The 12,598-nt window shown below is 68.7% G+C and carries 12 protein-coding genes; 6 read left to right on the top strand and 6 right to left on the bottom strand.

The features are described from left to right. Window positions 1–14: 14 nt before the first annotated feature. The 6 genes from WS45_RS00145 to ehuR all read right to left on the bottom strand — a co-directional run bounded on the left by WS45_RS00145 (window position 15) and on the right by ehuR (window position 6,258). On the bottom strand, window positions 15–485 hold the full coding sequence (locus tag WS45_RS00145) for an Lrp/AsnC family transcriptional regulator (RefSeq protein WP_059697458.1): 471 nt from the start codon (window positions 483–485) through the stop codon (window positions 15–17). A gap of 13 nt (window positions 486–498) precedes the next feature. Continuing rightward, a complete protein-coding gene (gene doeB, locus WS45_RS00140; RefSeq protein WP_059697456.1) occupies window positions 499–1,536 on the bottom strand; it encodes a N(2)-acetyl-L-2,4-diaminobutanoate deacetylase DoeB in 1,038 nt (345 codons plus the stop codon). 4 nt (window positions 1,537–1,540) lie between these two features. Further along, window positions 1,541–2,749, bottom strand: coding sequence for an ectoine hydrolase DoeA (doeA, locus tag WS45_RS00135; protein ID WP_059697454.1), 1,209 nt, complete (start codon window positions 2,747–2,749; stop codon window positions 1,541–1,543). Between the two features lie 10 nt (window positions 2,750–2,759). Continuing rightward, complete coding sequence (locus tag WS45_RS00130) at window positions 2,760–3,764, bottom strand: cyclodeaminase (protein ID WP_059697452.1); 1,005 nt, start codon at window positions 3,762–3,764, stop codon at window positions 2,760–2,762. A gap of 1 nt (window position 3,765) precedes the next feature. Continuing rightward, a complete protein-coding gene (eutB, locus tag WS45_RS00125) occupies window positions 3,766–4,737 on the bottom strand; it encodes a hydroxyectoine utilization dehydratase EutB (protein WP_059697450.1) in 972 nt (323 codons plus the stop codon). 108 nt (window positions 4,738–4,845) lie between these two features. Then, window positions 4,846–6,258, bottom strand: coding sequence for a MocR-like ectoine utilization transcription factor EhuR (ehuR, locus tag WS45_RS00120; RefSeq protein ID WP_059697448.1), 1,413 nt, complete (start codon window positions 6,256–6,258; stop codon window positions 4,846–4,848). A gap of 402 nt (window positions 6,259–6,660) precedes the next feature. Here ehuR and WS45_RS00115 point away from each other — a divergent pair, with 402 nt between their 5' ends. The 6 genes from WS45_RS00115 to WS45_RS00090 all read left to right on the top strand — a co-directional run bounded on the left by WS45_RS00115 (window position 6,661) and on the right by WS45_RS00090 (window position 12,588). Continuing rightward, the gene (locus WS45_RS00115; protein ID WP_059697446.1) at window positions 6,661–7,140 is read left to right on the top strand and encodes a MarR family winged helix-turn-helix transcriptional regulator; all 480 of its coding nucleotides are present in this window, start codon (window positions 6,661–6,663) and stop codon (window positions 7,138–7,140) included. Further along, window positions 7,137–9,287 (top strand): FUSC family protein, encoded by a 2,151-nt coding sequence (locus WS45_RS00110; protein ID WP_059697444.1) that lies wholly within the window; start codon window positions 7,137–7,139, stop codon window positions 9,285–9,287. The genes WS45_RS00115 and WS45_RS00110 overlap by 4 nt, the downstream gene beginning before the upstream one ends. A gap of 34 nt (window positions 9,288–9,321) precedes the next feature. Continuing rightward, window positions 9,322–9,534 carry a DUF1656 domain-containing protein gene (locus WS45_RS00105; RefSeq protein WP_044849171.1) on the top strand — a complete coding sequence of 71 codons (213 nt, stop codon included), beginning with the start codon at window positions 9,322–9,324 and terminating at the stop codon, window positions 9,532–9,534. Between the two features lie 2 nt (window positions 9,535–9,536). After that, entirely contained in the window at window positions 9,537–10,490 is a 954-nt protein-coding gene (locus WS45_RS00100; protein ID WP_059697442.1) for an efflux RND transporter periplasmic adaptor subunit, read from the top strand. Further along, window positions 10,487–11,986, top strand: coding sequence for an efflux transporter outer membrane subunit (locus tag WS45_RS00095; RefSeq protein ID WP_059697440.1), 1,500 nt, complete (start codon window positions 10,487–10,489; stop codon window positions 11,984–11,986). Before WS45_RS00100 ends, WS45_RS00095 begins: the two co-directional genes overlap by 4 nt. Before the next feature lie 176 nt (window positions 11,987–12,162). Continuing rightward, window positions 12,163–12,588 (top strand): TOBE domain-containing protein, encoded by a 426-nt coding sequence (locus WS45_RS00090; RefSeq protein ID WP_059690987.1) that lies wholly within the window; start codon window positions 12,163–12,165, stop codon window positions 12,586–12,588. The last annotated feature ends 10 nt before the right edge of the window (window positions 12,589–12,598 follow it).

The following is a 12,598-nucleotide window of genomic DNA, read 5'->3' as shown; positions in this document are numbered from 1 at the left end:
GTTCGCGCGAAGTTTCAGTGCCAGTCCGGCGCGCCGCCCGATTCGCACTTCACGACCTTCGTCACGACGTACGTGAAGTAGCGCTCGATGCCGAGGTCGTCCATCAGCAGGCCATCGATGAAGCGCTGGTAGTGGTCGATGTCGCGCGCTATCACGTGCAGCACGTAGTCGACGCCGCCGCCCGTCGCATAGCACTGCGCGACTTCGGGCGCCGCGCTCACCCGGTCCTCGAAGCGCCGCATGTCGGACGCGGTATGACGCGACAGCGTCACCTCGACGACGATGCGGCTGCCCGAGAACGTGCCGATCCAGTCGACGTCCGCGCGATAGCCGCGGATCACGCCGCTTTCCTCGAGCTTGCGCACGCGCTCCCACGCGGGCGAGATCGACAGGTTCACGGCCTCCGCGAGCTTCGACTTCGTGATGCGCCCATCGCGCTCGAGGATGCGCAGGATCGCCAGGTCGTATCGGTCGAGCTTGATCACGTCGTGCGCATCCTCATGCGGCCACCGGAATGTTGCGCTCGACGATGTCGGCGACCACCGCGATCGTGTCGCCGGCCTGCACGATGCCCGGGAAGTGCCGCGCCGCGAGCAGGCCGCGCCGCTGCGCGACGTATTCGACCGGCGCGACGCCCGTGCGGTCGATGTCGTGCACGCGCGCGAGCACGTCGCCCGCGTCGACCTCGCTGCCGAGATCGCGGCACATCTCGAGCAGCCCGCGATGCTCGCTGGTCGTGAAGCATGAGCCGTCCGGCATGTCGAGCAGCGTGGTCGTGCGTGGCGCGCCGCGCGTGTGTCCGCGCTCGCCGTCGACGTTCGCGAGCACGCCCGCATGCGCGAGAAAGCCGCGCACGCCGCGCTCGGCGATCGCGACGCTCGCGGCCGTCGACGATCCGCCGCCGCCGAGCTCGGTCGACACGAACACCTTGCCGGCCGCCTCGGCCGCGGTGTCGAAAAGCCCGACGCTGTCGAGCTCCAGCATGCGCATCGAGTACGGCGCGCCGAACGCGCGCATCGCGCGTTCGCAGCGTGCTTCCTGGTCGCGGTCATCCAGCACGTGGATCGCCGCGAACGGCACGAAATCGAGCGTGCGGCCGCCTGCATGGATATCGAGCACGTGCGTCGCGAGCGGCAGCAGATGCCGCTGGAAATAGTCGGCGATCTTCTCGGTGACGGTGCCGTCCGGACGCCCTGGAAAACTGCGGTTGAGGTTGCCCGCATCGATCGGCGACGTGCGGCAGCCGGCGCGAAACGCCGGGTAGTTCATGAACGGCACGACGATCACGCGGCCGGTCACGTCGGCCGCCTTCAGCGAGCCGGCGAGTTTCGACAGCGCAACAGGCCCTTCGTATTCGTCGCCGTGGTTGCCGCCGGTCAGCAACACCGTCGGCCCGTCGCCGCGCTTCACGACCGTCACCGGAATCATGATCGCGCCCCACGCGGAATCGTCGCGCGAGTAAGGCAGCTTCAGAAAGCCATGCTGTTCGCCGTCCGCGTCGAAATCGACGGTCGGCGTGATCGGAGAAGCACGCATCGCCCTACTCCTTCACGAACAGCTTGCGCGGCACGTTGCAGAACGTCTCCACGCCGGTCTCGGTGATCAGGATGCTTTCAGTGATCTCCAGCCCCCAGTCGTCGAGCCACAGTCCCGGCATGAAATGGAACGTCATGCCGGGTTCGAGCACCGTGCGATCGCCCGGGCGCAGGCTCATCGTGCGCTCGCCCCAGTCCGGCGGATAGCTCGCGCCGATCGGGTAGCCGCAGCGGCTGTCCTTCTCGATGCCGGCACGGCGCAGGACCGCGAAGAACGCATTCGCGATGTCTTCGCATACGTTGCCGGGCTTCGCGGCGGCGAGCCCCGCCTCGATCCCCTCCACCACCGCGCGCTCGCCTTCGACGAAGTGCGCGGGCGGCTTGCCGAGATAGACGGTGCGCGACAGCGGGCAGTGATAGCGGCGGTAGCAGCCCGCGATCTCGAAGAACGTGCCCGCGCCGCGCGCGAATGTCGTGTCGTCCCAGGTGAGATGCGGCGCGGCCGCGTCGGCGCCGGTCGGCAGCAGCGGCACGATCGCGGGATAGTCGCCGCCGAAGCCGTCCGCGCCGCCGATCCCGGTCGCATAGATCTGCGCGACGAGATCGCTCTTCTTCATGCCGGGCTCGATCGTGTCGACGATATGCGCATGCATGCGCTCGACGATCCGCGCGGCGACACGCATGTACTCGATCTCGCGCGGCGACTTCACCGCGCGCTGCCAGTTCACGAGCGCCGTCGCATCGACCCAGCGCGCGGCCGGCAGATGCTTCTGCAGCGACGCGTACGCCGCCGCGCTGAAGTAGTAGTTGTCGAGTTCGACACCGATGCGCAACGTGCTCCAGCCGCGCGCGGCGATCACCTCGGTCGACAGGAAGTCCATCGGGTGACGGGCCGTCGACTGCACGTAATGATCAGGATAGCCGACGATGTTGTCGTGTGCCATGAACACGGTGCGCTTCGCGCCGTTCGCGTCCTGGCCGCGGCCGTACCAGACGGGCTCGCCGTCCATCGGCAGCAGCACGCACTGGTGCACGTAGAACGACCAGCCGTCATAGCCGGTGAGCCAGGCCATGTTGGTCGGGTCGGTGACGATCAGCAGGTCGATGCCGGCCCGCTGCATCGCCGCGCGCGTCTTCGCGATGCGCGCGGCATACTCGCTACGCTCGAACGCGAGGCGCGGCGCGGCTTCGTGGGTTTCGATGACTGCGGACATCTGTCTCCTCTCAAGTCGTGAGGTCGTTGTGAAAAATCGTGCCCACCTCGGCCGCGCGGGCGCGCTGCAGCGCGAGCACGGCAATGGCGGTGTCCTGCGCGCCGGTGCCGGTCAGGTCGCAGATCGTGATGTCGTCGCGATGGGTGCGGCCCTCGCGCCGCCCGGCGATCACTTCGCCGAGTTCGGGAAACACCGCGTCGGGCGCGACCGCACCGGCGGCGATCGCGTGCGCGAGTTCGCCGGCCACGCGGGTCTGCTGCAACCGGTCGCAGAAGTAGCGCGCCGCGCCGAACACCGACGGCGCGAGTTCGGTCTTGTAGTCGGCGTCCGAGCCCATCGCCGTCACGTGCAACCCCGGATGCAGATCCTCGGCGTGCACGAGCGGCTCGCGGCTGGGGGTGGTCGTTACCGCGACGTCCGCGTCGGCGAGCGCTGCATGCACCGAGCGCGCGACAACCGCGTCGATCCCGTGCGCGGCACGCACGTCGGCCGCGAAGCGCGTGGCACGCTCGGCGTCGCGCGCCCAGACCGTCACGTGCGAGATGTCGCGCACGAGCATCAGTGCGTCGAGCTGCAGCCGCGCCTGTTCGCCCGCACCGATGATCGCCGCGCGGCGCGCATCGGCGCGCGCGAGCCGGCGCGCGGCCACCGCGCCGGCCGCCGCGGTGCGCACGGCGGTCAGGTAGCCGTTGTCGAGCAGCACGGCTTCGGTCAGGCCGGTGCGCGCGGACAGCACGAGCATCAGCCCGTTCAGGCTCGGCAGCCCGAGCGACGGGTTGTCGAAGAAGCCGGGACTGACCTTGATCGCGAAGCTGTCGAAGCGCGGCAGATACGCGGTCTTCACGTCGACCTCACCGTGCCGCGCCGGCAGCGCGAGATTGAGGATCGGCGGCATCGCGACCGCATCGGTCGCGAGCGACGTGAACGCGGCCTCGACCTGGTCGATCGCGGCGAGATCGAGCGGGACCAGTGCGCGCAGTTGCGCCTGTCCGAGCAGCGTGACGGGATGGGCCATGTCAGTTCTCCGAAACGAGCCGGCGATGCACGGCCATGTCGATGTTCGCGCCGCTGACGATCACGACGATCGGACCGCCGCGATCGCGGTGCGCGATCCGTTCGTCCAGCACGGCGGCGATGCCGACCGCACCCGCGCCTTCCACGACCAGACGCTCTTCGCGATACGCATGCGCGACGCCGCGCGCAATCGCCGGCTCGTCGAGCAGCACGACGTCGTCGGCCAGCGCGCGCGTCATGTCGAACGTGTAGCGGTTGTCCAGGCCGATGCCGCCGCCGAGCGAATCGGCGAGCGTCGGCTGTTCATCGATGTCGACCGGTCGTCCGGCCGCGAGGCTCGCGTGCATCGCGGCGCCGCGCGCCATCGACACACCGATCACCTCGATCGCGGGCCGGATCGCCTTCGCGGCAAACGCGACGCCGCTGAACAATCCGCCGCCGGACAGCGGCACGACGAGCGTGCACGTATCGGGCAGCGTTTCGAGAATCTCGACGCCGATCGTCGCCTGTCCGGCGATGATGCGCGGATCGTCGAACGGCGGCACGTACGTGTAGCCTTCGTCGCGCACGAGGCGCCGCGCCGCGGCCTGCGCATCGTCCTGGCTATCGCCGGCGATCACGACCCGCGCGCCGAGCGCGGCGACCGCGTCGACCTTGTTCGCCGGCACGAGCGACGACATGCAGACGGCGGCCTCGATGCCAAACGTGCGCGCCGCATGCGCGACCGCACGGCCGTGATTGCCGGTCGACGCGGTGACGACGCGCGTCACGCGCCGTGCCGCGAGTTCGGCAAGCGCGTTGGTCGCGCCGCGCAGCTTGAAACTGCCGGTCGGCTGCAGCGTTTCGAGTTTGAGGTGGACGGATGCACCGACCCGCGCGGACAACGCGGCGGACGCGACGAGCGGCGTGACGCACGCATGCCCGGCGATGCGTCGGCGCGCGCGGTAGACGTCGGACAGCGACAGAAGGGACATGGATCGCACGCCTCATCATTGATGTAGTGCGATCCAGTCTAATGTTCCAAATTGCGCTTTCGAATGTCCTGATACATTGTGCGTCGCTGGCACGACGCCCGCTTCGCTTCAGTGAAAATCGTGCACGTGCGGATACTGCTCGAACACGCCCGCGATCGTCGCGAGCGCGGCATTGCATGCGGCATCCGTCGTCTCCGCACCGATGCACACGCGCACCGCGTTCGGCCGCTCGGTGCCGCCGACGAGGAACGGATCGGGCGACGTCACGGCGATCTTGCGGGTCCGCAATTCGCGCACGAGCCGGTCGGCCTGCCAGTAGTCGGGCACGCGCAACCACGCGGACAGCGCATTCGGATGCGCACCCAGCACATACGGGCCGAGCGTGGCCTTCACCATGTCCTGGCGCACCGCGAGCCGCTGCCGCTGCAGTTCGACGAGCCGTCGCGCGGTGCCGTCTGCGATCCAGCGCGTCGCGATCTCCGCGATCGGTGACGTCGCCATCCAGCTGCTCACGCGCAGCACGCTCTCGACGCGCAGCGCGAGCCGCCTCGGCATCGCGAGATAGCCGGTGCGCAGCCCGGTCAGCACCGATTTCGTCATGCTCGTGCAGTAGAAGCCGAGGTCCGGAATCAGGCTCGCGATCGGCGTGGCCGTCTTCGCGGGCAGCGGGCCGTATACGTCGTCCTCGATCACGTACACGCCGTAGCGCGACGCGATGCGCGCGATCGACTTGCGGCGCGAATCGGACATCATCGATACCGTGGGGTTATTGAGGGTCGGCGTGCAGACGAGCGCACTGATTCGCTCGCCGTCGCACATTTCCTCGAAATGTTCGGGACGGATCCCGTGTTCATCCATCTCGAGCCCCTTCAGCGTAAACCCGAGCACGTTCGCGGAGCCGATCACGCCGTGGTCGGTCAGGCTCTCGCACAGCACTGTGTCGCCCGGCCCGACGATCGACGCGAGCGCGAGAAAGATGCCGTGCGCGGCGCCGTTCGTGATCAACAGCGATTCGGGATGAATCGGCAGATTCAGCGACGCGAGCCATGCGGCACCGGCCTCGCGATGCGCATCGAGGCCCGCGATCGGCCGGAACGAGCGGATCCACGGCTGGTCGTCGACATCGGCCAGCACCGCACAGACGGCCCGCCACGCGGCGTCGTGTTCCGGCGTGTGCACGATGCGCGCGATCGAGAAGTCGACCAGTTCGCGCTCGGCCGTATCGAGGATGTAGTTCGACATCGATTCGGTCACGCGCGCGGCCACGAAGCTGCCGCGCCCGACTTCGCAGCGGATCAGGCCCTGCCTTTCGAGTTCCTTGTAGGCATTGGTGACGGTCTGCACGCTGACGCCGAGACTCGACGCCACGTCGCGCTGCGGCGCGAGCCGCGCGCCCGGTGCAAGGGCGCCGCTTTCGATGTCGGCGGCGATCGCCTTCACGAGCCGCTTGTATTTCGACTCGATGCCGTGCACCGCGCCGATCGCGTCGTGCCAGCGCGCCGATACCTCGGTCCGTCCCATCTCGATGTCTCCGTCGTTGCTTCCGCATGGTCGCTCAGAAAGACACCCGGAGATTATTGTCCTAGTGCAATCGCGTGCGGAGCCAGGACAGTACGGTGCGCATCGCGCGATCCCGGTCGGGCGGCACGGCTGGTACGCGATCATCCAGATCGCATTTTTCTTACAACGCCCCTACATCCCAGGCCTGACCGCCAAGCCGCCACGTGCGATTGCCGCGTTCGATCCGGATTGCACGCGGCACGTAAGGATCCGCCGCTCGCTTGCGATTTGACAGCTTGACCGGCGTCGGATCGACCGCCTAAATTGCTCGTTACAGGTCGACGCCCCGGGCGTGCGGCATGACATGCGAGTGACAAAAACGATAGTTTGCTATCGAATGTTTTTGCCCCTATCATCTCGCCCATGACCAATCTGCACGACCTCCGCCTCGCCGTCAGCAGCCTGCTGGTGCTCACCGCGCGCAAGTGGCGCCGCACGAGCGACACCGTGCTGACCGCGTACAACGTGTCCGAAGCCTGCGCGACGCCGTTGCTGATTGCCGGCCGCCTCGGCGAAGGCGTGCGCCAGGGCACGCTCGCCGAACACGTCGGCATCGAGGGGCCGTCGCTCGTGCGCCTGCTCGACCAGCTGTGCGCGGCCGGCCTCGCTCGCCGCGACGAGGATCCGCACGACCGACGCGCGAAGACGATCTCGCTGACGGCTGCCGGCCGCGCGGTCACCGCCAAGATGGAGGAAGATCTGCGCGTGCTGCGCGCCCAGGTGCTCAAGGGCGTCACCCGTGCCGATCTCGAAGCGACGCTGCGCGTGTTGAACGCGTTCAACGCGGCCGACGTGCAGCATCCGGCGTCGCGTCCGTCTCACCCCGCCGATTCCGCGTCATGACCTATCCGAGCCTTCGCGACTGGCTGTTCTCGGGCAAGACGTTCGCCGCGTCGATGCTGGCGTTGTATCTCGGCCTGTATTTCCAGCTGCCGCGCCCTTACTGGGCAATGGCGAGCGTCTACATCGTGTCGAACCCGTTCGTCGGCGCGACGCGCTCGAAGGCGCTGTATCGCGCGCTCGGCACCGCGCTCGGCGCGGCCGCCGCGATCCTGTTCGTGCCGCCGTTCGTCGAGACGCCGTTCCTGTTCAGCATCATCGTCGCGACGTGGTGCGGCACACTGCTCTACCTCGCGATCTCCGACCGCACCGCGCGCAGCTACGTGTTCATGCTCGCCGGCTACACGATGCCGCTGGTCGCGCTGCCGACGGTGACCGATCCGTCGACGATCTTCGACGTCGCGATCGCGCGGACCGAGGAAATCGTGCTCGGCATCGTGTGCGCGAGCGTGGTCGGCAGCGCCGTGTTCCCGAACCGCCTCGCGCCGACGCTGATCGAGCGCACCGACGCATGGTTCAAGGACGCGGCGTTCTACGGTCGCGAGACGCTGTCGGGGCACATCGCGGGCAAGGCGCTGTCGGCGTGCCGGCAACGCCTCGCCGCGACCATTACCGGCCTCGAATTCCTGCTGAGCCAGTTGAGCTACGACCATGCGCACCCGCGCGTGCTCGCCCGTGCGCAGGCGCTCGCGGGCCGCATGCAGCTGTTCCTGCCGCTGATGTCGTCGCTCGCCGATCCGCTGATCGCGCTGATGCGCGACCTGCACGTGCGACCGCCGGCACTCGACGCGCTGCTCGCCGACGCGGCAAAGTGGTTCGATGCACCGCTGCCGGCCGTGAAGACCGGCACCGACGGCGACGTGGCCCACGATCCGGTCGCGGACAATCTGCGCGAGCGCATTGCGTCGCTGCAGCCGTCCGACAGTGCCCTCGCGAGCTGGGACGGCGCGTTGCTGTCGAACGCGCTGTGGCGGCTGCATCAGGTCATCGACATCTGGCAGGACTGCCGCTCGCTGCGCGCATTGATCGCGAACGAGTCGGGCGTCTGGCAACCGCGTTTCCGGCACTGGCGGCTCGGCGGCACCGAACGCTTCTTCGATCGCGGGATGATGCTGTTCTCGACGCTCACCGTCGTGCTCGCGATCGTGGTCGCATGCTCGCTGTGGATCTCGTCAGGCTGGCACGACGGCGCCGCGGCCGTCACGCTCGTGGCCGTGTCGTGCAGCTTCTTCGCCGCGCTCGACGAGCCGGCACCGCTGGTGTTCAAGTTCTTCCTGTCGACGGCCGCGAGCGTCGTGTTCGCCGGGCTGTACCTGTTTGCCGTGCTGCCGCACGTGCACGACTTCCCGATGCTCGTCCTGATGTTCGCGGGGCCGTTCATCCTGATCGGCACGCTGCTGCCGCGCCCGCAGTTCAACATGGTGACGATGCTCGTCGCGGTGAACACCGCCACCTTCATCAGCATCCAGAGCGCGTACGACGCCGATTTCTTCGTGTTCCTGAACAGCAACCTCGCGGGCGTCGCCGGGCTGCTGTTCGCGTACGTCTGGACGCGCGCGACGCGTCCGTTCGGCGCGGAACTCGCGGTGCGGCGCCTGCTGCGTTCGGGCTGGGAGGACGTCGCACGCTCCGCGTCGACGCAGCCGCTCGACGACCAGCGCAACCACGCATCGCGCATGCTCGATCGCGTCACGCAACTGCTGCCGCGCCTCGGCGCGTCGGACGACCACCGCCATCCGTCGATCGAGAGCTTCCGCGACCTGCGCATCGCGCTGAACGCGCTCGACCTGCGCCGCTCGCGCCGCAAGCTGACGGGCGACGTGCCCGACGCGATCGACCGCGTGCTGGCCGGCGTCACCGATCACTACACGCGCTGCGCGGCCGCGAATGCGCGACAGCCTGCACCGCCCGCGCTGCTCGCATCGATCGACGACGCGCTGCAGCGCGTGGCCGGCCGCAACCTGCCCGGCACGGCCGCCGCATCGGCGGGCGACGGCACGACGCACGCCGCTCCCGCAGCGCCGACCACGCCCGCGACACACCGCCGGCTGCGCGACACGCTGCACGCGCTCGTCGGCCTGCGCCTGTCGCTGTACCCGGCCGCGTCCGCGCAGCCGCCGCATGCCGCACCGGACGGAGCGCCCGCATGATCCCGCTTTCCAACCTGTCTTTCCGACCGCGACCATGATCGGCGAAATCGACATCTTCGGCGTATTCGTGCCGGCTCCGCTCGTGCTGATGCTGATCGCCTACCTGATCAACATCGTCGTGCGCGCGCTGCTCGAACGCGTCGGCTTTTACCGCCTCGTCTGGCACCGTTCGATCTTCGACCTCGGCATCTACGTGTTCGTGCTTGCCGCGGTCGTCATCGTGTCTCACCATCTCGTGGCTAGCTAACCGTGAAAAAAACCTGGCTCTCGGCAGGGCAGATCCTGCTCACCCTGATCGTCGTCGTCGTGGCCGCCCTCGTACTGTGGCGGATCATCAACTACTACATGTTCTCGCCGTGGACACGCGACGGCCATGTGCGCGCCGACGTGATCCAGGTCGCGCCCGACGTGTCGGGGCTCATCACCGCGGTGCAGGTCGCCGACAACCAGGAGGTGAAGCGCGGCCAGGTGCTGTTCGTGATCGACCAGGCCCGCTACACGCTCGCGGAGCGCCTGGCCGAAGCGACGCTCGCGCAGCGTCGCGCGACGCTTGCTCAGGCGAAGCGCGAATATGCGCGCAACCTGCAGCTCGGCAACCTGGTCGCCAGCGAGCAGGTCGAGGAAAGCCGCACGCGCGTCGAACAGGGCGAAGCTGCCGCCGCCGATGCACAGGTGTCGCTCGACACCGCGAAGCTCAATCTGCAGCGCACGACGATCGTGAGCCCCGTCGACGGCTACCTGAACGACCGCGCACCGCGCGTCGGCGAATACGTGCCGGCCGGCCGCGCGGTGCTGTCGGTGGTCGATCGCAATTCGTTCCGCGTCGACGGCTACTTCGAGGAAACCAAGCTGCGCGGCATCGGTATCGGCCAGCCGGTCGACATCGTCGTGATGGGCGAGCCGCATCCGCTGCGCGGCCACGTACAGAGCATCGTCGCCGCGATCGAGGATCGCGACCGCACGCAGGGCGCGAACCTGCTGCCGAACGTGAACCCCGCATTCAGCTGGGTGCGGCTCGCGCAGCGCGTGCCGGTGCGCGTCGTGCTCGACGAGGTGCCCGACGACTTCCGAATGATCGCCGGCCGCACCGCGACCGTCGCGGTGCACACCGACACGCGCCGCGACGACAATGCGAAGCCGGCCGCCGGCGCGGCCGCGGCATCCGCGCCCGCGGCCGTCAGCGCGGCGGGAGCATCGCAATGAAGCGGCACGGCCTGCGCCTCGCGGCGGCACTCGCGCCGCTCGCGCTCGCACTCGGCGCGTGCACATCCGTCGGCCCCGACTACAAGCTGCCGCAGCAGGCGTACGTGAATGCGCCGCTCGCGAGCCACGCGCTCGACGACGCGAACGGCACGCTCGTGTCGCGCGACGCAGTGCCCGGCAACTGGTGGCAGCTGTACGACGATCCCGTGCTCGACGAACTCGTGCGCAGTGCGCTGAAATCGAACACCGACCTGCGCGTCGCCGCGGCCAACCTCGCGCGTTCGCGCGCGGCGCTGGAAGTCGCGAACGAACAAGGCGGCTTCTCCGGCAGCGCGGAGGCAGCGGTGCAGCGCGCGCAGGAATCGGCCGAGCAATATCTGCTCGAAAACAAGTTGCCCGTCGTGAACGAAGGCGCGGTCGGCATCAGCGTGTCATACGAACTCGATCTGTTCGGCAAGCTGCGTCGCGGCGTCGAGGCCGCGCGCGCGGACAGCGAAGCCGTGCAAGCGGCCGCCGACCTCGCGCGCATCACCGTCGTCGCGGACGTCGTGCGTGCCTACGTCGAATCGTGCTCCGCCGGCGACGAACTCGCGATCGCGAAGCAGTCGCTCGCGCTGCAGCAGCAGCGCGTGAAGCTGTCGCAGCGCCTGCGCGATGCGGGACGCGGCAATCAGACCGACGTCACGCGCGGCGTCACGCAGGTACGCACGCTCGCGGCCGACATCCCGCGCTTCGAAGGCCGCCGCAAGATCGCGCAATACCAGCTCGCCGCGCTGCTCGCGCGTTCGCCCGCCGATCTGCCGAAGGCGGTCACCGAATGCGAGCGCCTGCCGAAGCTGCGCCAGCCGATTCCGATCGGCGACGGCGCAGCGCTGCTGCGCCGCCGTCCCGACGTTCGCGAAGCCGAGCGTCAGCTCGCCGCCTCGACCGCACGGATCGGCGTCGCGACCGCCGCGCTGTATCCGTCGATCAGCATCGGCGCGTCCGCCGGTTCGGTCGGCGTCGCCGCCGATCTGTTCTCGTCCACCACGAATCGCTGGTCGTTCGGACCGCTGATCAGTTGGTCGTTCCCGGTCAACGGCCAGCGCGCGCGCGTGCGCGAAGCCGAGGCGGCGACCGGCGGCGCGCTCGCGCACTTCGACGGCGTCGTACTGAACGCGCTGCGCGAGACGCAGTCGAGCCTTGCGACCTATGCAGCCGACGTGCAGCGCACCGACGCGCTGCGCACGGCCTACGAATCGGCGCGCAGTTCCGCTGACGAAACGCATCGGCTGTATACGGCCGGCCGCGAGTCGTTCATTTCGGACCTCGATGCGACGCGCACGCTGACGAGCGTGCGTGCGCAGGTCGCCGCGGCCGAAGGTCAGGTCGCCGCAGACCAGGTGAAGTTGTTCCTTGCGCTCGGCGGCGGCTGGGAAGGCGATGTAACGGCCGCTACGGCACAGCAGACGTCGACGGCGGGCACACCAGCTGCTGCGTCGGCCGCCGCGAAGTAAGCGCGCGCGGGGCGGCGTGCACGACATGCCTGCCGTCGCGCAGCATCGTGCGCCGTTTCGCATGTCCGGTATGTCGATGCTCACGTCGCGCTTGACTTGCATTGCCGGTAAGCTCGTCCGCGATTTCCGCCGTTCGCTCGCCGCCCGCCGGGCGGCCCCTTTCCTGGAGAGTCATCATGCGCACCAGCGCCCGTAATCAATTCGCCGGCCAGATCAGCGCCGTCAAGCCCGGTGCCGTCAACGACGAAATCACGCTGCGTACCCAGGACGGCCTCGACATCGTCGCCGTGATCACGCACGGCAGCGTCGCATCGCTCGGTCTCGCGGCCGGCGCGAAGGCCTTCGCGCTCGTCAAGGCATCGTCGGTGATCGTGATGGTCGACGTCGACGGCAGCAAGGTGTCGGCGCGCAACTGTGTCGCGGGCACCGTGTCGTCGATCGCGAAGGGTGCGGTCAATTCGGAAGTCGTGATCAAGGCCGCAGGCGGCGCCGAGATCGTCGCGATCGTCACCAACGACAGCGTCGATCGTCTCGGCCTTGCGAGCGGCAAAGCCGCGTCCGCGCTGTTCAAGGCATCGAGCGTGATCGTCGGAGTCGAGTGATCCTCCGGTG

This window comes from Burkholderia sp. RF2-non_BP3, assembly GCF_001522185.1.
Lineage (GTDB): Bacteria > Pseudomonadota > Gammaproteobacteria > Burkholderiales > Burkholderiaceae > Burkholderia > Burkholderia diffusa.
This window is presented reverse-complemented; position numbering and strand designations above follow the sequence as displayed.

Coding starts and splice junctions, on each gene's coding strand:
- doeA (WP_059697454.1), bottom strand. CDS start 2,749: ATGTCCGCAGTCATCGAAACCCACGAAGCCGCGCCGCGCCTCGCGTTC.
- ehuR (WP_059697448.1), bottom strand. CDS start 6,258: ATGGGACGGACCGAGGTATCGGCGCGCTGGCACGACGCGATCGGCGCG.
- WS45_RS00105 (WP_044849171.1), top strand. CDS start 9,322: ATGATCGGCGAAATCGACATCTTCGGCGTATTCGTGCCGGCTCCGCTC.
- doeB (WP_059697456.1), bottom strand. CDS start 1,536: ATGCGTGCTTCTCCGATCACGCCGACCGTCGATTTCGACGCGGACGGC.
- eutB (WP_059697450.1), bottom strand. CDS start 4,737: ATGTCCCTTCTGTCGCTGTCCGACGTCTACCGCGCGCGCCGACGCATC.
- WS45_RS00115 (WP_059697446.1), top strand. CDS start 6,661: ATGACCAATCTGCACGACCTCCGCCTCGCCGTCAGCAGCCTGCTGGTG.
- WS45_RS00095 (WP_059697440.1), top strand. CDS start 10,487: ATGAAGCGGCACGGCCTGCGCCTCGCGGCGGCACTCGCGCCGCTCGCG.
- WS45_RS00090 (WP_059690987.1), top strand. CDS start 12,163: ATGCGCACCAGCGCCCGTAATCAATTCGCCGGCCAGATCAGCGCCGTC.
- WS45_RS00130 (WP_059697452.1), bottom strand. CDS start 3,764: ATGGCCCATCCCGTCACGCTGCTCGGACAGGCGCAACTGCGCGCACTG.
- WS45_RS00110 (WP_059697444.1), top strand. CDS start 7,137: ATGACCTATCCGAGCCTTCGCGACTGGCTGTTCTCGGGCAAGACGTTC.